Raw genomic sequence first — 21,843 nt, forward strand, 5'->3', positions numbered from 1 at the left:
TATTTGCCCAGCAAAAGCGACAAAAACAACGGGTGCAAGCAGAATTACCGTTGTGGCATTTATGCAACTGGAGGGGTTCCCGAGCGGCCAAAGGGATCAGACTGTAAATCTGACGGCTCTGCCTTCGAAGGTTCGAATCCTTCTCCCTCCACCATATTTCTCTGCGGTTTGAGTTCTTTGGGTTAGAGAAATGCGGGCATCGTATAATGGCTATTACCTCAGCCTTCCAAGCTGATGATGCGGGTTCGATTCCCGCTGCCCGCTCCAAGATGCTGATATGGCTCAGGTAATTCTGAGAGCCACACCTTAGGGTGAGTTCGGCAATCGAACCAGCCTGTCAGCACCAACCTCTCTACTCCCCTTGATTCAAATCCATCATATAAACTGTTCTGTGGTTAGCTTGCCACCGCGTACTCAGCGTTAGTTTAGAGGGACGATCATGTCTAAAGAAAAATTTGAGCGTAATAAACCGCACGTTAACGTGGGTACCATCGGCCACGTTGACCACGGTAAAACCACCCTGACCGCCGCCATCACCAACGTGCTGGCCAAGCACTTCGGTGGTAAAGCTTTCGCCTTCGACCAGATCGACAAGGCACCGGAAGAGCGTGAGCGTGGTATCACCATCAACACCTCCCACGTAGAATACGACACTGCTACCCGCCACTACGCCCACGTAGATTGCCCGGGTCACGCCGACTACGTTAAAAACATGATCACCGGTGCTGCCCAGATGGACGGCGCAATCCTGGTAGTAGCAGCGACTGACGGCCCGATGCCGCAGACTCGTGAACACATCCTGCTGGGTCGTCAGGTAGGCGTTCCGTACATCATCGTGTTCATGAACAAGTGCGACATGGTAGATGACGAAGAGCTGCTGGAACTGGTCGAGATGGAAGTTCGCGAACTGCTGTCCGAGTACGACTTCCCGGGTGATGACCTGCCGGTAGTCCGTGGTTCCGCACTGAAAGCGCTGGAAGGCGAAGCTCAGTGGGAAGAGAAGATCCTGGAACTGGCTGGCCACCTGGACACCTACATTCCGGAGCCGGAGCGTGCCATTGACCAGCCGTTCCTGATGCCTATCGAAGACGTGTTCTCCATCGCAGGCCGTGGTACCGTAGTAACCGGTCGTGTAGAGCGCGGTATCGTCAAGGTTGGTGAAGAAGTGGAAATCGTTGGTATCAAAGATACCACCAAGACCACCTGTACCGGCGTTGAAATGTTCCGCAAACTGCTGGACGAAGGTCGTGCAGGTGAGAACGTTGGCGCGCTGCTGCGTGGCGTGAAGCGTGAAGACGTAGAGCGTGGTCAGGTACTGGCCAAGCCGGGCACCATCAAGCCGCACACCAAGTTCGAATCTGAAGTGTACGTGCTGTCCAAGGAAGAAGGTGGTCGTCACACCCCGTTCTTCAAGGGCTACCGTCCGCAGTTCTACTTCCGGACTACCGACGTGACCGGTACCATCGAGCTGCCGGAAGGCGTAGAGATGGTCATGCCTGGCGACAACATCAAGATGGTTGTTACCCTGATTGCGCCGATCGCGATGGACGACGGCCTGCGTTTCGCCATCCGTGAAGGTGGCCGTACCGTAGGTGCTGGTGTTGTAGCCAAAGTTATCGCTTAATCTTGGCTTACATAAATAAAGCAGAGCCCCTATAATAGGGGCTTTCTTATGCAGGGGCGTAGTTCGAATTGGTAGAACAGCGGTCTCCAAAACCGATGGTTGCGGGTTCGAGTCCTGCCGCCCCTGCCATATACCTCGTCTCGTACGGGGCTTTTGTGTCTTTGGTTACGTCAGATACAGGTGGGTTGTATGAGTGTTAGTTCTGAGGGTCAGGGCGGAAGCAAGGATACCCTGCTTTGGGGCCTGGTTTTCATCATCCTAGCGGCCGCTGTAGTGGGCAATTACCTGCTGAGCGACGTTATTGCTGCCGTCCGCGCCCTGGGTGTGGTCGTTGTCATCGCTGCTGCCGGTGCAGTGGCCCTGCAAACCACCAAGGGCAAGGCAACACTGGCGTTTGCCCGTGAGTCTCGCCTGGAAGTCCGCAAGGTCGTATGGCCGACCCGTCAGGAAGCCATTCAGACAACCCTGATTGTGCTGGCGGTGACTGCCGTGATGGGGCTGCTGCTGTTCGTGTTGGACGGCGCCTTGGTCTGGTTGGTCAACCTGATTACCGGTGTGTAAGGATAAGCCATGACTGAACAACGTGAACAGCGTATGAGATGGTATGTCGTGCAGGCTTTTTCCGGCTACGAAGGCCGTGTTGCCAAATCCCTGCGTGAACATATCAAGATGCATGGCATGGAAGAGCTGTTTGGTGAAGTGCTGGTCCCGACCGAAGAAGTGGTCGAGATGCGTGCTGGCCAGAAGCGCAAGAGTGAGCGCAAATTTTTCCCGGGATACGTCCTGGTCCAGATGGTGATGGATGAAACCACATGGCACTTGGTACGCAATGTACCACGTGTAATGGGTTTCATCGGCGGTACCTCCGATCGCCCTGCTCCTATCTCCGATAAAGAAGCGGATGCCATCCTCAATCGTCTGCAAGATGCCCACGACAAGCCGCGTCCGAAAACCCTGTTTGAACCGGGTGAGATGGTCCGGGTTGCCGATGGTCCGTTCGCCGACTTCAACGGTACCGTTGAAGAGGTGGACTACGAAAAGAGCCGCGTGAAGGTCTCCGTACTGATCTTCGGCCGCTCAACGCCGGTAGAACTGGATTTTGGTCAGGTCGAAAAAGGCTGATTAATCTCTGTACGTTTAACGGTTGTCAGGGGCAGCGATTATCTCTATAATTCGCTGCCCCTTTATTTGTTGGGGAGCCGTTTGCAGGAGCATGTCTCCGAGGCGTTAGAACCCATTTTTGAGGTATTTTTGTAATGGCTAAGAAAGTCACAGCTTATATCAAGCTGCAAGTTAAGGCTGGCAGTGCTAACCCCAGCCCTCCCGTTGGTCCTGCTCTGGGTCAGCACGGTGTGAACATCATGGAATTCTGTAAGGCATTCAACGCCCGTACAGAAAAGCTGGAAAAAGGTTCTCCGACTCCGGTCGTGATCACCGTTTACAGCGACCGTTCCTTCACCTTCGAAACCAAGACTCCGCCCGCTTCCTTCCTGCTGAAGAAAGCCGCTGGTATCCAGTCTGGTTCCGCCAAGCCGAACAAAGACAAGGTTGGTAAGGTGACTGTGGCTCAGCTGCAAGAAATCGCCAAGACCAAAGAGCCGGATATGACTGGTGCCGATCTGGATGCAAAAGTACGTTGCATCGCCGGTTCCGCTCGTTCCATGGGCCTGGTAGTGGAGGAGTAAGACAATGGCTAAACTGTCCAAGCGTATGCGCGTTATTCGCGAAAAAGTTGACGGTACCAAAGAGTACTCCATCAACGAAGCCATTGCCCTGCTGAAAGAACTGGCTACTGCCAAGTTCGTTGAAAGCGTTGACGTTGCTGTCAACCTGGGTATCGATGCTCGTAAATCCGACCAGAACGTACGTGGTGCAACTGTACTGCCGCACGGTACCGGTCGTGACATCCGTGTCGCCGTGTTCACCCAGGGTGCCAACGCCGAAGCCGCCAAGGCTGCCGGTGCTGAACTGGTTGGTATGGATGACCTGGCTGAGCTGGTCAAGAAAGGCGAGATGAACTTCGACGTCGTCATCGCATCCCCGGATGCCATGCGTGTTGTTGGTCAACTGGGTCAAATCCTGGGCCCGCGCGGTCTGATGCCGAACCCGAAAGTGGGTACCGTCACTCCGAACGTAGCCGAAGCCGTCAAGAACGCCAAGGCTGGTCAGGTTCGTTACCGTAACGACAAGAACGGTATCATTCATACCACTCTGGGCAAGGTCTCTTTCAACGAAGTTCAGCTGAAAGAGAACCTGGAAGCGCTGCTGGTTGCCTTGAAGAAGGCCAAGCCGTCCTCCGCCAAGGGTGTATTCATCAAGAAAGTCAGCATCTCCACCACCATGGGTGCCGGTGTTGCCGTAGACCAAGCTTCCCTGGAAGCTCAGGCCTAATTGATGGGTTTTACAAGGCGCAAAATTTAATCTATAATTTTGCGCCTTGATTGGTTGGGGGTTTCGACCTCCGTCCAAGACCGCAGGAGGCCGCAAAGCCTTAATTTTTCCTGCGTAGACGGTGCCGGAAACCCAGCGAGAAAGATTCTTTCTCTTCTGGAATCCTGCTACCGCATCGTTCCCCTCTGTTGTAAAGGTAGGGGGGATGTGTCAGTACTGGGTCAACAGACCCGGATTCAATCCAGGAGTTAAGCCAATGGCATTGGGACTCGAAGACAAAAAGGCAATTGTTGCTGAAGTCAACGAAGCTGCCAAAGGCGCTCTTTCTGCAGTTGTAGCCGATTCTCGCGGCGTCACTGTAGACAAGATGACCGTCCTGCGTAAGACCGCTCGTGAAGCTGGTGTGTACATGCGCGTTGTGCGTAACACCCTGCTGCGTCGCGCGGTAGAAGGTACCGAATACGAGTGCCTGAACGACGCATTTACCGGTCCTACCTTGATTGCTTTCTCCAACGAACACCCGGGCGCTGCCGCTCGTCTGTTCAAAGAGTTTGCCAAAGCGAACCAAAAGTTCGAAATCAAGGCTGGCGCTTTTAACGGTGAGTTTATCGCCGCAGCACAAATTGATCGTCTGGCCACGCTGCCGACTTACGAAGAAGCAATTGCGAAGTTGATGGCTACCATGAAGGAAGCCTCTGCTGGCAAGCTGGTTCGTACTATCGCTGCTGTTCGCGACCAGAAACAAGCTGCTGCTTGATTCTCGCCTATCTAGGCTGTTTGAGTTTATTCAACATCAGGAATTTTTGTCATGTCTATCACTAAAGACCAAATCATCGAAGCCGTTGCTTCCATGTCCGTAATGGAAGTTGTTGAGCTGATCGAAGCTATGGAAGAGAAGTTCGGTGTTTCTGCCGCTGCTGCCGTCATGGCCGGCCCGGCTGCTGCTGAAGCAGTAGAAGAGAAGACCGAGTTCGACGTAGTTCTGACTGCTGCTGGCGCCAACAAAGTTGCCGTCATCAAGGCCGTTCGTGGCGCTACCGGTCTGGGCCTGAAAGAAGCCAAGGACCTGGTAGAAGCTGCTCCGACCAATCTGAAAGAAGCCGTGTCCAAGGACGAAGCTGAAGCTCTGAAGAAAGAGCTGGAAGCTGCCGGTGCTTCTGTTGAGATCAAATAATCTGCATTTATGTAGATTAGCCTGATAAAACAGGCTAAGGCTGGTGAATCTTTATTCACCAGCCTTTTTGCGCTGTAGACTGAGAGTATTTCACACCGTTCACGACTCTCGGTGCACCAGCAATCCGGACCGCCTCATCGTCCGGGCCAACACAAAACGGTGTTGAGACAGAGCTGTCCCGTGGGGACAGAGTGGGTCACTTATCAGCGAGCTGAGGAACCCTATGGTTTACTCTTATACCGAAAAAAAACGCATACGTAAGGACTTCGGTAAGCGAGACCAGGTACTGGACACGCCTTATCTGTTGTCCATTCAGCTGGACTCCTTCAAGCAGTTCATCGAGGCTGACCCGGAAGGTGAGTACGGCCTAGAAGCCGCCTTCCGTAGCGTTTTCCCGATCACCAGTTACTCCGGTAGTGCTGAGCTTCAGTATGTCAGCTATCGCCTGGGTGAGCCGGTATTTGACGTAAAAGAATGCCAGATCCGTGGAGTGACCTACTCCGCGCCGCTGCGTGTCAAGCTTCGTATGGTTCTGTACGACCGTGAAGCAGCTGCCGGCACCGTCAAAGATATCAAGGAACAAGAAGTATACATGGGCGAGATTCCGCTCATGACCGAGAACGGCACCTTTGTCATCAATGGTACCGAACGGGTTATCGTCTCCCAGCTGCACCGCAGCCCGGGCGTCTTCTTCGACCACGATAAAGGCAAAACACATTCATCCGGTAAGGTACTGTATAACGCCCGCGTTATCCCCTACCGTGGCTCCTGGCTGGACTTCGAGTTCGATGCGAAAGACAACCTGTTTGTCCGTATCGACCGTCGTCGCAAACTGCCGGCCTCCATTATTCTGCGCGCCCTGGACTTCAGTTCCGAAGAAATCCTGGCCACCTTCTTCGAGACCATCGGTTTCGAGGTCAAGGATGGCAAGTTGATGATGGATCTGGTGCCCGAGCGCCTGCGTGGCGAGACCGCGACCTTCGACATCATTGCCAATGGCGCCGTGGTGGTTGAAACCGGTCGTCGTGTCACTGCCCGTCACATCCGTCAGCTGGAAAAAGACGGCATCACCCAGATCGAGGTGCCGGTAGAGTATGTTGTTGGCAAAGTTGCAGCCAAGAACTACGCGCACCCGCAGACTGGTGAGATGGTCGTGACTGCCAACCAGGCGCTGAGCCTGGAAGCGGTTGCCAACCTGTCCCAAGCCGGCTTCAAGCACTTCGAGGTTCTGTTCACCAACGAACTGGATCACGGTGCCTACATGTCCGAGACCCTGCGTATCGACTCCAGCTCCAGCCGCCTGGAAGCCCTGGTCGAGATCTATCGCATGATGCGTCCGGGCGAGCCGCCCACTCGTGAAGCGGCCGAGCAGCTGTTCGAGAACCTGTTCTTCTCTTCCGAGCGTTACGACCTGTCTACCGTAGGTCGGATGAAGTTCAACCGCCGTCTGGGTCGTGAAGACGAGACCGGCGTTGGCGTGCTGACCAAAGACGATATCGTCGAGGTCATGAAGCGCCTGATCGACATCCGTAACGGTAACGACGAAGTGGACGATATCGACCACCTGGGTAACCGTCGTATTCGTTCCGTCGGTGAAATGGCCGAGAACCAGTTCCGTGTCGGTCTGGTCCGTGTCGAGCGTGCGGTGAAGGAGCGCCTGTCTCTGGGCGATCTGGACACCCTGATGCCGCAGGATCTGATCAACGCCAAGCCGATCTCCGCCGCGGTCAAAGAGTTCTTCGGTTCCAGCCAGCTGTCCCAGTTCATGGACCAGAACAACCCGCTGTCCGAAGTGACCCACAAGCGTCGTATCTCCGCGCTGGGCCCGGGCGGTCTGACCCGTGAGCGTGCCGGTTTCGAAGTTCGAGACGTACACCCGACCCACTACGGTCGTCTGTGCCCCATCGAAACGCCGGAAGGTCCGAACATCGGTCTGATCAACTCGCTGTCCGTGTATTCCCGCACCAACGAGTACGGTTTCCTCGAGACCCCGTACCGCAAGGTGATCGACGGTGTGATCACCGACGAAGTGGATTACCTGTCTGCGATTGAAGAAGGCAAGTACGTGATCGCACAGGCCAACGCCGCGACCACCGAAGATGGCCGTCTGAAAGATGAATTGATCCCGTGCCGTCACAAAGGTGAATCCACCTTTATGAACGCCGACCAGATCCAGTACATGGACGTGAGCCCGCAACAGATCGTCTCTGTGGCAGCGGCCCTGATCCCGTTCCTGGAACACGATGACGCGAACCGCGCATTGATGGGTTCAAACATGCAACGTCAGGCTGTACCGACCCTGCGCGCTGACAAGCCGCTGGTTGGTACCGGTATGGAACGCGCAGTGGCCGTTGACTCCGGTGTGACCGTAGTGGCCAAGCGTGGCGGCATGATCGACTATGTCGATGCCTCCCGTATCGTTATCAAGGTCAATGAAGATGAGCTGCTGCCTGGCGAAGCCGGCATCGACATCTACAGCCTGACCAAATACACCCGTTCCAACCAGAACACCTGTATCAACCAGCGTCCGTGCGTGATGTTGGGCGAACCGGTGATGGCGGGCGACGTACTGGCTGACGGCCCGTCCACCGATCTCGGTGAACTGGCGCTGGGTCAGAACCTGCGCGTCGCGTTCATGCCGTGGAACGGTTACAACTTCGAAGACTCGATCCTGGTGAACGAGCGTGTGGTTCAGGAAGATCGCCTGACCACCATTCACATCCAGGAACTGGCCTGTATCTCCCGTGACACCAAGCTGGGTCCGGAAGAGATCACTGCTGACATCCCGAACGTGGGTGAAGCCGCTCTGTCCAAGCTGGACGAGTCCGGCATCGTCTACGTGGGTGCGGAAGTGAAGGGCGGCGACATTCTGGTCGGCAAGGTGACTCCGAAAGGTGAAACCCAGCTGACCCCGGAAGAGAAGCTGCTGCGCGCCATCTTCGGTGAGAAGGCGTCCGACGTGAAGGACTCTTCCCTGCGTGTACCGAACGGTGTGTACGGTACCGTGGTTGACGTGCAAGTCTTTACCCGCGATGGCGTGGAAAAAGACAAGCGCGCCAAAGAAATCGAAGAGATGCAGTTGAAGGAAGCGAAGAAGGACTTGACCGAAGAGTTCAAGATCCTGGAAGACGGCATTTTTGGCCGTTCCCGCAACCTGCTGCTGGCCGCCGGTTACAGCGAAGATCGTCTGAACAAGCTCGATCGTTCCAAGTGGTTTGAACTGGCCATCGAAGATGAAGCCAAGCAAATCGAGCTGGAACAGATCGCTGAACAGCACGTTGAGCTGAAGGCCGAGTTCGACAAGAAATTCGAGAACAAGCGTCGCAAGATCATCCAGGGCGATGACCTGGCGCCGGGCGTACTGAAGATCGTCAAGGTCTATCTGGCCGTCAAGCGTCGCATCCAGCCGGGTGACAAGATGGCGGGCCGTCACGGTAACAAGGGTGTTATCTCCAAGATCTGTCCGGTCGAGGATATGCCCCATGACGAGTACGGCCGTCCGGTCGACATCGTACTGAACCCGCTGGGTGTACCGTCTCGTATGAACATCGGTCAGATCCTCGAAGTGCACCTGGGCCTCGCGGCCAAGGGCATCGGCGAGAAGATCGACCGCATGATCAAAGAACAGCGCGAGCTGCACGAGATGCGCGAGTTCCTGCAACAGGTCTATGACCTGGGCGAGAAGGACTCCCAGCAAGTGAACATTGCTGAGCTGTCTGACGACGACGTGCGTACCTTGGTGGGTAACCTGCGTAAGGGTCTGCCGGTGGCTACACCTGTCTTTGATGGTGCCAAAGAGCGCGAAATAAAAGCCTTGCTGAAGCTGGCCGATCTGCCGGAATCCGGTCAGATCTCCCTGTTCGACGGTCGTACCGGTAACGCCTTCGAGCGCAAGGTTACCGTGGGTTACATGTACATGCTGAAGCTGAACCACCTGGTAGACGACAAGATGCACGCGCGTTCTACCGGTTCCTACAGCCTGGTTACCCAGCAGCCGCTGGGTGGTAAGGCGCAGTTCGGTGGTCAGCGGTTCGGTGAGATGGAAGTGTGGGCCCTGGAGGCTTACGGTGCGGCATATACCCTGCAGGAAATGCTGACCGTCAAGTCTGACGATGTGAACGGCCGTACCAAGATGTACAAGAACATCGTGGATGGCGACCACCGTATGGAGCCGGGCATGCCCGAATCCTTCAACGTATTGCTGAAGGAAATCCGCTCTCTGGGTATCAACATCGAGCTGGACGAAGAGTAAGAGCTCGCTCTTATTGTTCGAGAATTGACGTGGGCGCCCCGCTGTTTCGGCAGCCGGGGCGCCGAGGTTAGACTCCTGACAGGGGAAACACGTGAAAGACTTACTCAAGTTTTTGAAGGCTCAGACCAAGACCGAAGAGTTTGACAGTATCAAGATCGGTCTGGCCTCTCCTGACATGATCCGCTCCTGGTCATTCGGTGAGGTCAAAAAGCCTGAGACCATCAACTACCGGACTTTCAAGCCGGAGCGTGATGGTCTGTTCTGCGCCCGTATCTTCGGACCGGTGAAGGACTACGAGTGTCTGTGCGGCAAGTACAAGCGCCTGAAACACCGTGGTGTGATCTGCGAGAAGTGCGGTGTAGAAGTGACCCAGACCAAGGTCCGTCGTGAGCGCATGGGCCACATCGAGCTGGCCAGCCCGACTGCCCACATCTGGTTCCTGAAGTCCCTGCCGTCCCGTATCGGTCTGCTGCTGGACATGACCCTGCGTGACATCGAGCGCGTGCTGTATTTCGAATCCTATGTAGTGATCGAACCCGGCATGACCAACCTCGAGCGCAGCCAGATGCTCTCCGAAGAGAACTATCTGGACGCACTGGAAGAGTGGGGCGACGAATTCGACGCCAAGATGGGTGCCGAGGCCATTCTGGCTCTGCTGCGCGCCATCGATCTGGAAGGCGAAGTCAAAGCCATGCGTGAGGAGCTGGATCAGACCAACTCCGAGACCAAGCGCAAGAAGACCACCAAGCGTCTGAAGCTGATGGAAGCCTTCCTGCAATCCGGCAACAAGCCGGAGTGGATGATCATGACAGTGCTGCCCGTGCTGCCGCCGGACCTGCGTCCGCTGGTACCGCTGGACGGCGGTCGTTTCGCGACCTCCGATCTGAACGATCTGTACCGTCGCGTGATCAACCGTAACAACCGCTTGAAGCGTCTGCTGGATCTGGCTGCGCCGGACATCATCGTGCGCAACGAAAAGCGTATGCTGCAAGAGTCCGTGGATGCCCTGCTGGACAACGGTCGTCGTGGTCGTGCCATCACCGGTTCCAACAAGCGCCCGCTGAAATCCCTGGCCGACATGATCAAGGGTAAGCAAGGTCGTTTCCGTCAGAACCTGCTGGGTAAGCGTGTCGACTATTCCGGTCGTTCCGTTATCACCGTAGGTCCGACCCTGCGTCTGCATCAGTGCGGTCTGCCGAAGAAGATGGCACTTGAGCTGTTCAAGCCCTTCATCTACGGTAAGCTGGAATCCCGCGGTCTGGCGACCACCATCAAGGCCGCCAAGAAGATGGTGGAGCGCGAAGAAGCCGTCGTCTGGGACATCCTGGACGAAGTGATCCGCGAACACCCGGTTCTGCTGAACCGTGCACCGACTCTGCACCGTCTGGGTATCCAGGCGTTTGAACCGACCCTGATCGAAGGGAAGGCCATCCAGCTGCACCCGCTGGTTTGTGCTGCGTATAACGCGGACTTCGACGGTGACCAGATGGCGGTCCACGTACCGCTGACCCTGGAAGCCCAGCTGGAAGCGCGCGCCCTGATGATGTCCACCAACAACATCCTGTCGCCTGCCTCCGGTGAGCCGATCATCGTTCCTTCCCAGGACGTGGTCTTGGGTCTGTACTACATGACCCGTGCCCGTATCAACGCCAAGGGCGAAGGTATGGTGCTGTCCGGTCCGAAAGAGGCCGAGAAGGTCTACCGTGCCGGTCTGGCCGACCTGCATGCTCGCGTCAAGTGCCGCATCACCGAGTACGTGAAGAACGAAGCCGGTGAGCTGGTTGCCAAGACCGAGATGAAGAACACCACCGTTGGTCGTGCGATCCTGAGCCTGATCCTGCCCAAAGGCATGGAGTATGCGCTGATTGACGAGCCCAAGGTACTGACTGCTGCAGAGCAGGCTGACCTGGACGCCAACCCGCAGAACTGGATCAAGTGCGTCTCCAACAAGGCGCTGGGCAAAAAGCTCATCTCCCGTCTGCTGAACACCTGCTATCGCAAGCAGGGCCTGAAGGATACCGTCATCTTCGCTGACCAGCTGATGTATACCGGTTTCCACTACGCGGCCCTGTCCGGTGCCTCTGTTGGTATCGATGACATGGTCATCCCGGATGCCAAGAAAGACATCATCGCTGCTGCAGAAGCCGAAGTCGCCGAGATCCAGGACCAGTTCCTGTCCGGTCTGGTGACCGCGGGCGAACGTTACAACAAGGTTATCGATATCTGGGCCAGCGCGAACGATCGCGTCTCCAAGGCCATGATGGACAACCTTTCCAAGGAGCGTAACGTCAACTCCCTGGGCGATGAGGAAGAGCAAGCTTCCTTCAACAGCATCTTCATGATGGCCGACTCTGGTGCGCGGGGCTCCGCCGCCCAGATCCGTCAGCTGGCCGGTATGCGTGGCCTGATGGCGAAGCCGGATGGCTCCATCATCGAAACGCCGATCGTGGCGAACTTCCGTGAAGGTCTGAACGTACTGCAGTACTTCATCTCCACTCACGGTGCTCGTAAAGGTCTGGCGGATACCGCACTGAAGACAGCGAACTCCGGTTACCTGACCCGTCGTCTGGTTGACGTGGCCCAGGACATGGTGATCACCGAGGACGACTGCGGCACTACCGACGGTCTGTGGATGACTCCGCTGATCGAGGGTGGCGACGTGGTCGAGCCGCTGCGTGAGCGCGTGCTGGGTCGTGTGGTGGCCGAAGACGTGATCAAGCCGGGTACCGAGGATGAAGTGCTGGTAGCGCGCAACACCCTGCTCGACGAGCAGCTGTGTGACCTGCTGGAGCGCAACTCCGTCGACCGCGTGAAGGTACGTTCTGCCATCACCTGTGAGACCGACTTCGGTAACTGTGCTCACTGCTACGGCCGTGATTTGGCCCGTGGTCACCTGGTTAACAAGGGTGAGGCTGTCGGTGTTATCGCCGCTCAGTCCATCGGTGAACCGGGCACCCAGCTGACGATGCGTACCTTCCACATCGGTGGTGCCGCATCCCGAGCGGCTGCCGAGAGCAGCATCCAGGTGAAGAACACCGGTAGCATCAAGTTGCAGAACGCCAAGTTCGTTCTGAACAACTCTGACAAGCTGGTTATCACCTCCCGTTCTACCGAGCTGACCATCATGGACGAGATGGGCCGTACCAAGGAAAGCCACAAGCTGCCTTACGGTTCCGTGCTGGAAGTGAAGGATGGCGAAGCGGTGAACGCCGGTGATACCGTCGCGAACTGGGACCCGCACACCCACCCGATCATCACCGAAGTGGCGGGTCGCCTGCACTTCGAACACATGATCGACGGTGTGACCATCACTCGTCAGACCGACGAGCTGACCGGTCTCTCTTCCATCGTCGTGCTGGATGTCAACGAGCGTCCGAGCGCCGGTAAAGAGATGCGTCCGACCGTGAAACTGGTCGATCTGAACGGCAAGGATGTGATGATCCCGGGCACCGACGTTCCCGCCCAGTACTTCCTGCCGGGCAAGGCGATCGTGAACCTGGAAGATGGTGCCAACGTGGGCGTGGGTGATGCGGTTGCGCGTATCCCGCAAGAGTCCAGCGGTACCAAGGACATCACCGGTGGTCTGCCGCGCGTTGCGGATCTGTTCGAAGCACGTCAGCCGAAAGAGCCGGCCATCCTGGCCGAGATCTCCGGTACCATCTCCTTCGGGAAAGAGACCAAGGGCAAACGCCGTCTGGTCATCACCCCGACCGATGGTGGCGAGATCTACGAAGAGATGATTCCGAAATGGCGTCACCTCAACGTGTTCGAAGGTGAAAAAGTTGAGAAGGGTGAAGTGCTGGCGGACGGTCCCGAGTCTGCTCATGACATCCTGCGTCTGCGCGGTATCAGCCCGGTCGCCAACTACATCGCCAACGAAGTGCAGGACGTTTACCGTCTGCAAGGCGTTAAGATCAACGACAAGCACATCGAAGTCATCGTGCGTCAGATGCTTCGCAAGTGCGAGATCCTGAGCGCTGGCGACACCGACCTGATCGAAGGTGAGCAGGTTGAAGTGGCCCGTGTGAAGATTGCCAACCGTAAACTGGTTGCCGAAGGCAAGACCCCGGCTACCTACCGTCATATCCTGATGGGTATTACCAAGGCATCTCTGAGCACCGAGTCCTTTATCTCGGCAGCTTCCTTCCAGGAGACCACCCGCGTGCTGACCGAAGCAGCCGTTGGTGGCAAGCGTGATGAACTGCGCGGCCTGAAAGAGAACGTGATCGTGGGTCGTCTGATCCCGGCTGGTACCGGCTTTGCCTACCACCACAGCCGCATCAACCAGCGTGCCGCCGCAGCCCGTGCTGTCGGTGTGCCGCAGGTGACTGCCGATGAAGCTCAGCAAAACCTGGCGGATCTGCTCAACGCAGCCGGCAGTTTTGACGAAGAGTAATCTTCCGCTGCAGTGATCGAAAAGGGCCCCTTCTAGGGGCCCTTTTTTTATTTCCCATCCGGCGCCCAGCGTGCACTGGGCTGGGGCAGGGGGATGATCCAGTGCAAGGTTATAGAGCAAAAAATCAAAAAAAGTTGACATTGCCCCGTCGCAACTGAAAACTCGGGAAAGTTGAATGGGTATTACAGGGGTAGAACATGGCTGTCGGTATCGAGGAAGTACTGCTTCCCGAAGAGCAACTGAGCGGTCGCGCTTTTACAGACGAAGACAGGGAGCTGTTGCGTTCATATGGGGGCCTTATCGAAGGCCTGGCCGATCTGTTCGGCAAGCACTGCGAGGTGGTGCTCCACTCCCTGGAAAATCTGCATGAGTCCGTGATCCAAATCGCGAATGGTTTCAATACGGGTCGAACTCTGGGGGCGCCGATCACCGATCTCGCCCTGCGGATGCTCAAGGATATCGAGAGCACGGGTCAGGATCACACCCAGAGTTATTTTGCCCGCAGTCGGACCGGTGCCTTGATGAAGTCGAGCACCATCGCCATCCGTAACCGCGACAAGCAGGTGATCGGCCTTATCTGCATCAACCTGCACATCAATGCACCTTTCCACGAGTTCGTGGCCGAATTCTTCCCGACGCCACAGCAGGTGGAGCGGCAATCACCGGAGACCTTCGCCAACAGCGTCGAAGAGCTGGTTGCCCAGACGGTGGACAACACCATCGACGAGATCAATCGTGATCCCTCCGTGGCCAACAATGCCAAGAACCGTTTTATCGTGACCCAGTTGTTCGAGAAGGGCATATTTGATATCAAGGATTCGATCAACCTGGTCGCCGACAAGCTGAATATTTCCAAACATACCGTGTATCTCTACATCCGACAGCGCAAGCAGGGTGAAGAAGAGAGCGAGTAAGCGCCATAGATAGGGGATAGATAACAATGGCTAAAGAAGTGATTGCAACCGACAAGGCGCCTGCCGCAATTGGCCCTTATGTCCAGGCTACCAAGCTGGGTGAGCTGGTCTTTACCTCCGGGCAGATCCCGCTCGATCCGGCCACCATGGACATCGTTGCCGGTGGCATCGAGGCTCAGGCAGAGCAGGTGATGAAGAATCTGGTTGCCGTCTTGAAAGCTGCAGGAGCCGATACCAGCAAGGTACTGAAGACCACTTGCTTCCTGAGTGACATGAACAACTTCGTGGCCTTCAACCAGGTGTATGCCCGCTACTTTGGCGAATCCGCTCCGGCACGTTCCTGCGTGGAGGTCGCTCGTCTGCCCAAGGATGTGCTGGTCGAAGTCGAAGCCATCGCCTACGTCTGAGCCTGTTTCATTGGAAAAGCCCCTCCCAGGAGGGGCTTTTGCGTCTGTGAGGTAGAATGGATGCACCGCTGTGCAGGAGTGCGATCATGAGTCTGAATTTTGCTCTGCTGGTCACCGGGCCCGCCTATGGCACCCAGACGGCCAGCACGGCCTATCGTTTTGCCCTGAGTCTGGTCGAGCAGGGACACCGCTTGTCCCACCTCTTCTTCTATCAGGAGGGGGTGTGCAATGCCAATGGCCTCCATGCGCCAGCCAGCGATGAGACCGACCTGGTGGCGTTGTGGCGCGAGTTGGCCATCCAGCAGGGCATCCGCATCGATGTGTGTGTGGCTGCGGCCATGCGCCGTGGCGTGCTGGATGAGCAGGAGGCCAAGGGAATGGGACGGGAGCATTTCAATCTGGAAGCCCCATTCTGCCTGAGCGGGCTCGGTCAGTTGGCGGAAGCCGCACTGACCGCTGATCGCTTCGTACAGTTCTAGGGGGACAAGATGACCAGAATAGCGTTTATCTCACGGCGTGGTCCCCATGGTTCGGCGAGTGGTCGGGAGGGGCTGGATGCCCTGCTGGCCACCTCTGCATTGACGGAGTCCCTGGCCCTCTTTCTGGTGGGCGATGGCGTGATGCAACTGGTGAGGGAGCAATCGCCACACGCCATATTGCAGCGTCACTACGCCCCGACCTTCAAGATGCTGGAGCTGTATGACATCGAGGAGGTCTATGTCTGTGCGGTGTCACTGGCTGAGCGAGGACTGACGGCGGCGGATCTGCTAATCCCAGTTATTCCGCTCTCTCCTGCGGAAATTCGCCGTAGCTGGGCGGGTTTCACCACCCACATCTGCTTCTGAGGTGCCCGTGATACAGCTGATATTGAACTCTCCCTTCATGAGCCAGGATCTCGAGTTGGCGTTGCGTTACCGCATGGAAGGGGATCTGGTGGTGTTGATGCAGGATGCCGTGATGGCGGCGGCTGCCCCCGGGTGGTGCGAGCGCTTGGCAGACGTCCCCCTTTACGTCATGAAGGAAGACCTGCAAGCGAGAGGCTTGTCACCCGGGATCGGGATGGAACTCGATATGCCGGGTTTGATCAGGTTGATCGCCGAGCACGGATCACCGCAGACCTGGGGCGGTTAGACTTGGTTTTCCTTTTTATCTCAGTTGCTTAGCATAATGTCATTCGACTGTCATTTGCCATTTCGGTGTGCAAATTGTATAAATCTTGACTCCCCAGACAACAGGGCATAAAATTTCGCGTCCCCGTATCTGCGGGGAGGATTTTTCACACGTTTATGAAGTCATTATCAGGAGCCTTTTGATGGCAACTATTAACCAGTTGGTTCGCAAGCCACGCATCAAGCTCGTTGTGAAAAGCAACGTGCCGGCGCTGGAAGCGTGCCCTCAGAAGCGTGGCGTATGCACCCGTGTATACACCACCACCCCGAAGAAGCCTAACTCTGCACTGCGTAAAGTATGCCGTGTACGTCTGACCAACGGCTTCGAAGTCACCTCCTACATCGGTGGTGAAGGTCACAACCTGCAAGAGCACTCTGTTGTTCTGATCCGTGGCGGTCGTGTAAAAGACTTGCCAGGTGTTCGTTATCACACCGTTCGTGGTGCGTTGGACTGTGCCGGTGTTAAAGACCGTAAGCAGGCTCGCTCCAAGTACGGCGTGAAGCGTCCGAAAGCTTAATGGTTCTCCGTTAAGTAAGGCCAAACGTTAATTCGTTTCTAGTTAGATAACTTTCTAGTTTTGGGTAACCCCTGAAGTTACGGAGAATTTGAAATGCCAAGACGTCGTGTTGTTGGTCAGCGTAAAATCCTGCCGGATCCCAAGTTCGGATCTGAGCTGCTGGCTAAATTTGTCAACGTAGTAATGGTTGACGGTAAGAAATCTGTTGCAGAAGCCATCGTTTATGGCGCCCTGGACATCATTGCCACCAAATCTGGCAAAGAGCACCTGGCCCTGTTCGAAGTCGCTCTGGACAACATTCGTCCGGCGGTCGAGGTTAAATCTCGTCGCGTCGGTGGTGCAACCTATCAGGTGCCGGTAGAAGTTCGTCCGGTACGTCGCAATGCTCTGGCAATGCGCTGGTTGGTTGATGCCGCTCGTAAACGTGGTGAAAAATCAATGGCTCAGCGTTTGGCTGGCGAGCTGCTGGATGCCGCTGACAATAAGGGTTCGTCTGTCAAGAAACGTGAAGACGTTCACCGTATGGCTGAAGCGAACAAGGCCTTCGCTCACTTCCGCTGGTAATCCGCTTGCGCAGGGTCTTATGACTCTGCGCACCTTTAATTATCTGGGGACAAGCGCCCTAGTAAGAGGATGACAATGGCTCGTACAACCCCCATTGAGCGTTATCGTAATATCGGTATCTCCGCTCACATCGACGCCGGTAAGACTACTACTACCGAGCGCGTTCTGTTTTACACCGGTGTAAGTCACAAGATCGGTGAAGTTCACGATGGCGCCGCCACCATGGACTGGATGGAACAGGAACAAGAGCGTGGTATCACCATCACCTCCGCCGCGACCACCGCTTTCTGGTCCGGTATGGGTAAACAGTTCCAACCGCACCGTATCAACATCATCGATACCCCGGGCCACGTTGACTTTACTATCGAAGTAGAGCGTTCCATGCGTGTTCTGGATGGCGCCGTGATGGTGTACTGTGCCGTAGGTGGCGTACAGCCCCAGTCTGAAACCGTATGGCGTCAGGCTAACAAGTACAAGGTTCCCCGTATCGCGTTCGTCAACAAGATGGACCGTACCGGTGCCAACTTCCTGCGCTGCGTTGAGCACATCAAGACCCGTCTGAAAGGTAACCCGGTTCCTCTGCAACTGAACATCGGTTCCGAAGAGAACTTCAAGGGCGTTATCGACCTGGTCAAGATGAAAGCCATCAACTGGAGCGAAGCTGACCAGGGCGTATCCTTCGACTACGAAGACGTCCCGGCTGAGCTGCTGGAACAGGCGCAAGAAATGCGCATGAACCTGGTTGAAGCCGCTGCTGAAGCGTCTGAAGACCTGATGGAAAAATACCTGGGTGGTGAAGAACTGACTGAAGAAGAGATCAAGAAAGCTCTGCGTCAGCGTGTTCTGAACAACGAAATCATCCTGGTTACCTGTGGCTCCGCGTTCAAGAACAAGGGCGTACAGGCCATGCTGGATGCCGTGGTCGAGTACCTGCCGGCTCCGACCGACGTTGCTGCTATCGACGGTCTGAAGCTGGATGGCGAGACCAAGGACGAGCGTCACGCTTCCGATGACGAGCCGTTCTCTGCTCTGGCATTCAAGATTGCTACCGACCCGTTCGTGGGCAACCTGACCTTCTTCCGTGTTTACTCCGGTGTGGTCAACTCCGGTGACTCCGTGCTGAACTCCGTTAAAGAGAAGCGCGAGCGTTTCGGCCGTATCGTTCAGATGCACGCCAACAAGCGTGAAGAGATCAAAGAAGTTCGCGCAGGCGACATCGCTGCTGCCATCGGCCTGAAGGACGTCACCACCGGTGACACCCTGTGTGACGAAAGCGCACCGATCATCCTGGAGCGTATGGAATTCCCGGAACCGGTAATCTCCATCGCCGTTGAGCCGAAATCCAAGGCTGACCAAGAGAAGATGGGCCTGGCTCTGGGCCGTCTGGCTCAGGAAGATCCGTCCTTCCGCGTATGGACCGACGAAGAATCTGGCCAAACCATCATCGCCGGTATGGGTGAGCTGCACCTGGACATCATCGTTGACCGTATGCGTCGCGAGTTCAAGGTAGAAGCCAACGTAGGTAAGCCGCAGGTTGCCTACCGTGAAACCATCCGCAACACCGTCAAGGACATCGAAGGCAAGCATGCCAAGCAGTCCGGTGGTCGTGGTCAGTACGGTCACGTCGTTATCGACATGTACCCGCTGGAAGAAGGCAAAGCCTACGAATTCGTCAACGACATCAAGGGTGGCGTGATTCCGGGCGAATTCATCCCGGGTGTTGACAAGGGTATCCGCGAGCAGCTGAAGTCCGGCCCGCTGGCAGGCTATCCGGTAATGGATCTGGGTGTGCGTCTGCACTTCGGTTCCTACCATGATGTCGACTCTTCCGAACTGGCGTTCAAGATCGCTGCTTCTCTGGCGTTCAAGGCTGGCTTCATGAAGGCCAACCCGGTACTGCTCGAACCGATCATGAAGGTCGAAGTCGAGACTCCGGAAGACTACATGGGCGACGTGATCGGTGACCTGAACCGTCGTCGCGGCCTGATCGAAGGCATGGAAGATGGCCCGTCCGGCAAGATCGTACGTGCGCTGGTGCCGCTGGCCGAAATGTTCGGTTACGCCACCTCCCTGCGTTCTGCTACCCAGGGTCGTGCTTCCTACGCCATGGAATTCGCCAAGTATCACGATGCCCCGACCAACGTCGCCCAGGCCGTGATCGAAGAGCGCAAATCCAAGTAATTTAAGATTCCCCGCCTACGACGGTAGGCGGGTTTAACCTAGAAGGACTACGTCGTGTCTAAAGAAAAATTTGAGCGTAATAAACCGCACGTAAACGTCGGCACCATCGGCCACGTTGACCACGGTAAAACCACCCTGACCGCCGCCATCACCAACGTGCTGGCCAAGCACTTCGGTGGTAAAGCTTTCGCCTTCGACCAGATCGACAAGGCACCGGAAGAGCGTGAGCGTGGTATCACCATCAACACCTCCCACGTAGAATACGACACTGCTACCCGCCACTACGCTCACGTAGATTGCCCGGGTCACGCCGACTACGTTAAAAACATGATCACCGGTGCTGCCCAGATGGACGGCGCAATCCTGGTAGTAGCAGCGACTGACGGCCCGATGCCGCAGACTCGTGAGCACATCCTGCTGGGTCGTCAGGTAGGCGTTCCGTACATCATCGTGTTCATGAACAAGTGCGACATGGTAGATGACGAAGAGCTGCTGGAACTGGTCGAGATGGAAGTTCGCGAACTGCTGTCCGAGTACGACTTCCCGGGTGATGACCTGCCGGTAGTCCGTGGTTCCGCACTGAAAGCGCTGGAAGGCGAAGCTCAGTGGGAAGAGAAGATCCTGGAACTGGCTGGCCACCTGGACACCTACATTCCGGAGCCGGAGCGTGCCATTGACCAGCCGTTCCTGATGCCTATCGAAGACGTATTCTCCATCGCAGGCCGTGGTACCGTAGTTACCGGTCGTGTAGAGCGCGGTATCGTCAAGGTTGGTGAAGAAGTGGAAATCGTTGGTATCAAAGATACCACCAAGACCACCTGTACCGGCGTTGAAATGTTCCGCAAACTGCTGGACGAAGGTCGTGCAGGTGAGAACGTTGGCGCACTGCTGCGTGGCGTGAAGCGTGAAGACGTAGAGCGTGGTCAGGTACTGGCCAAGCCGGGCACCATCAAGCCGCACACCAAGTTCGAATCCGAAGTGTACGTGCTGTCCAAAGAAGAAGGTGGTCGTCACACTCCGTTCTTCAAGGGCTACCGTCCGCAGTTCTACTTCCGTACTACCGACGTGACCGGTACCATCGAACTGCCGGAAGGCGTAGAGATGGTCATGCCGGGCGACAACATCAAGATGGTTGTTACCCTGATTGCCCCGATCGCGATGGACGACGGCCTGCGTTTCGCCATCCGTGAAGGTGGCCGTACCGTAGGTGCTGGTGTTGTAGCTAAAGTTATCGCTTAATCGATACTTTATATGCACACATAAAAGGGGTGGCTTCGGCCACCCCTTTTACTTTTGGGGCTTTAAATGGCTTGTGAGATACTTTTGCGAAATCATCTATAGAGGTAGTTGCTGTGAGTAAACCCGCCATTTTTCTGGATCGCGATGGTGTCATCAACAAAGACACGGGTTATGTCAGCCAGGTTGATGACTTCCATTTTCTGCCCGGGGCGATTGAGGCCATGCAATTGCTGAAGAAAAAAGGCTATTTGCTGGTCGTGGTGACCAACCAATCCGGCATTGCCCGTGGTTACTTCACTGAAGATGACTTCATGAACCTGACCGAGTGGATGGATTGGTCATTGGCCGATCGCGATGTGGATCTCGATGGTATCTACTTCTGCCCCCATCACCCGAACCACGGTGCCCCCTGCGACTGCCGCAAACCCGAACCGGGTATGTTGTTGCTTGCCCAGCGGGAGCTCGGTATCGATATGAGCCGCTCTTATATGGTGGGTGACAAACCTTCAGACTTGAAGGCGGCCATCAATGCCAAGGTCGGTCACAAGATAATGGTCAGAACGGGTAAGCCGATTACTGATGCGGGGATTGAACTGGCCGATGCCATCTACGACAACCTGCATGATTTTGCCGTTGCAGCACCTGTCGCAGGCTGATTTCGCTGGATTAAGATGCTTTTTGGTGGCTTTGTGAGCGATTGAACGATGGAAGCCATCTTTTTGCAATTATCCCCTTGCCAGAACGAATTCGCTCCCTATAATGCGCCTCCATCGACAGGGCAAGCAGCAACGCAAAGCCTGAGTCGATAGCCTCGAAAAGCCTGTAAAAATAAGGCTTGACTCGAGAAGGCGGTTGAGTAGAATGCCACTCCCGCAGCAGCGCAAAAGCTGCGTCGCTCTTTAACAATTTGAATCAAGCAATCTGTGTGGGCACTCACAGCATCGAGCATCAAAAACAATTTTTGATATCAATGTCTGATGAAGTGACCAAAGCAACGAAAGTTGCAGCAGTTAA

The 21,843-nt window shown here is 55.9% G+C and carries 19 protein-coding genes and 3 tRNA genes; all 22 read left to right on the plus strand.

The genetic code is table 11. From position 1 onward, the window contains the following. The first annotated feature begins 69 nt into the window (after positions 1 to 69). The 22 genes from ACNPAA_RS00885 (at position 70) to gmhB (ending at position 21,485) form a co-directional block, all read left to right on the plus strand. Positions 70 to 154: transfer RNA gene (locus ACNPAA_RS00885), tRNA-Tyr, on the plus strand. 38 nt (positions 155 to 192) lie between these two features. After that, positions 193 to 267, plus strand: a tRNA-Gly gene (locus ACNPAA_RS00890). A gap of 172 nt (positions 268 to 439) precedes the next feature. Then, positions 440 to 1,624, plus strand: a complete 1,185-nt coding sequence (gene tuf / locus ACNPAA_RS00895) for an elongation factor Tu (RefSeq protein ID WP_005306325.1) — start codon at positions 440 to 442, stop codon at positions 1,622 to 1,624. A 52-nt stretch (positions 1,625 to 1,676) separates the two neighbouring features. Continuing rightward, a tRNA-Trp gene (locus tag ACNPAA_RS00900) sits at positions 1,677 to 1,753 on the plus strand. Between the two features lie 60 nt (positions 1,754 to 1,813). Further along, a complete protein-coding gene (secE, locus tag ACNPAA_RS00905; protein ID WP_010675960.1) occupies positions 1,814 to 2,185 on the plus strand; it encodes a preprotein translocase subunit SecE in 372 nt (123 codons plus the stop codon). A gap of 33 nt (positions 2,186 to 2,218) precedes the next feature. Then, positions 2,219 to 2,746, plus strand: a complete 528-nt coding sequence (gene nusG, locus ACNPAA_RS00910; RefSeq protein WP_197055467.1) for a transcription termination/antitermination protein NusG — start codon at positions 2,219 to 2,221, stop codon at positions 2,744 to 2,746. Positions 2,747 to 2,880: 134 nt separating this feature from the next. Further along, the gene (rplK, locus tag ACNPAA_RS00915; protein ID WP_005306313.1) at positions 2,881 to 3,309 is read left to right on the plus strand and encodes a 50S ribosomal protein L11; all 429 of its coding nucleotides are present in this window, start codon (positions 2,881 to 2,883) and stop codon (positions 3,307 to 3,309) included. A 4-nt stretch (positions 3,310 to 3,313) separates the two neighbouring features. Next, positions 3,314 to 4,015 carry a 50S ribosomal protein L1 gene (rplA, locus tag ACNPAA_RS00920; protein WP_010675958.1) on the plus strand — a complete coding sequence of 234 codons (702 nt, stop codon included), beginning with the start codon at positions 3,314 to 3,316 and terminating at the stop codon, positions 4,013 to 4,015. 256 nt (positions 4,016 to 4,271) lie between these two features. Further along, entirely contained in the window at positions 4,272 to 4,772 is a 501-nt protein-coding gene (gene rplJ, locus ACNPAA_RS00925; protein WP_005339895.1) for a 50S ribosomal protein L10, read from the plus strand. Positions 4,773 to 4,823: 51 nt separating this feature from the next. Continuing rightward, positions 4,824 to 5,189: a 50S ribosomal protein L7/L12 gene (gene rplL, locus ACNPAA_RS00930; protein WP_010675957.1), complete on the plus strand. Its 366-nt coding sequence runs from the start codon at positions 4,824 to 4,826 to the stop codon at positions 5,187 to 5,189. A 223-nt stretch (positions 5,190 to 5,412) separates the two neighbouring features. Then, positions 5,413 to 9,441 carry a DNA-directed RNA polymerase subunit beta gene (gene rpoB, locus ACNPAA_RS00935; RefSeq protein ID WP_010675956.1) on the plus strand — a complete coding sequence of 1,343 codons (4,029 nt, stop codon included), beginning with the start codon at positions 5,413 to 5,415 and terminating at the stop codon, positions 9,439 to 9,441. 91 nt (positions 9,442 to 9,532) lie between these two features. Further along, positions 9,533 to 13,837: a DNA-directed RNA polymerase subunit beta' gene (gene rpoC, locus ACNPAA_RS00940; RefSeq protein ID WP_010675955.1), complete on the plus strand. Its 4,305-nt coding sequence runs from the start codon at positions 9,533 to 9,535 to the stop codon at positions 13,835 to 13,837. Between the two features lie 197 nt (positions 13,838 to 14,034). Beyond that, positions 14,035 to 14,751 carry a helix-turn-helix transcriptional regulator gene (locus ACNPAA_RS00945; protein WP_010675954.1) on the plus strand — a complete coding sequence of 239 codons (717 nt, stop codon included), beginning with the start codon at positions 14,035 to 14,037 and terminating at the stop codon, positions 14,749 to 14,751. A gap of 26 nt (positions 14,752 to 14,777) precedes the next feature. Further along, a complete protein-coding gene (locus ACNPAA_RS00950) occupies positions 14,778 to 15,158 on the plus strand; it encodes a RidA family protein (RefSeq protein WP_010675953.1) in 381 nt (126 codons plus the stop codon). A gap of 86 nt (positions 15,159 to 15,244) precedes the next feature. Beyond that, complete coding sequence (tusD, locus tag ACNPAA_RS00955; RefSeq protein ID WP_010675952.1) at positions 15,245 to 15,637, plus strand: sulfurtransferase complex subunit TusD; 393 nt, start codon at positions 15,245 to 15,247, stop codon at positions 15,635 to 15,637. Positions 15,638 to 15,646: 9 nt separating this feature from the next. Beyond that, complete coding sequence (gene tusC / locus ACNPAA_RS00960; protein ID WP_041214281.1) at positions 15,647 to 16,003, plus strand: sulfurtransferase complex subunit TusC; 357 nt, start codon at positions 15,647 to 15,649, stop codon at positions 16,001 to 16,003. A 7-nt stretch (positions 16,004 to 16,010) separates the two neighbouring features. Further along, positions 16,011 to 16,289, plus strand: a complete 279-nt coding sequence (gene tusB / locus ACNPAA_RS00965) for a sulfurtransferase complex subunit TusB (RefSeq protein ID WP_113978517.1) — start codon at positions 16,011 to 16,013, stop codon at positions 16,287 to 16,289. Between the two features lie 181 nt (positions 16,290 to 16,470). Further along, the gene (rpsL, locus tag ACNPAA_RS00970; protein WP_005306278.1) at positions 16,471 to 16,845 is read left to right on the plus strand and encodes a 30S ribosomal protein S12; all 375 of its coding nucleotides are present in this window, start codon (positions 16,471 to 16,473) and stop codon (positions 16,843 to 16,845) included. A gap of 93 nt (positions 16,846 to 16,938) precedes the next feature. Further along, on the plus strand, positions 16,939 to 17,409 hold the full coding sequence (rpsG, locus tag ACNPAA_RS00975) for a 30S ribosomal protein S7 (RefSeq protein WP_010675949.1): 471 nt from the start codon (positions 16,939 to 16,941) through the stop codon (positions 17,407 to 17,409). 75 nt (positions 17,410 to 17,484) lie between these two features. Further along, entirely contained in the window at positions 17,485 to 19,590 is a 2,106-nt protein-coding gene (fusA, locus tag ACNPAA_RS00980; RefSeq protein WP_010675948.1) for an elongation factor G, read from the plus strand. A gap of 54 nt (positions 19,591 to 19,644) precedes the next feature. Further along, positions 19,645 to 20,829 carry an elongation factor Tu gene (gene tuf, locus ACNPAA_RS00985; RefSeq protein WP_005306325.1) on the plus strand — a complete coding sequence of 395 codons (1,185 nt, stop codon included), beginning with the start codon at positions 19,645 to 19,647 and terminating at the stop codon, positions 20,827 to 20,829. A gap of 113 nt (positions 20,830 to 20,942) precedes the next feature. After that, entirely contained in the window at positions 20,943 to 21,485 is a 543-nt protein-coding gene (gene gmhB, locus ACNPAA_RS00990) for a D-glycero-beta-D-manno-heptose 1,7-bisphosphate 7-phosphatase (protein ID WP_043153901.1), read from the plus strand. The last annotated feature ends 358 nt before the right edge of the window (positions 21,486 to 21,843 follow it).

This window comes from Aeromonas sp. PS2Canimalfood6, assembly GCF_048276795.1.
Lineage (GTDB): Bacteria > Pseudomonadota > Gammaproteobacteria > Enterobacterales > Aeromonadaceae > Aeromonas > Aeromonas caviae.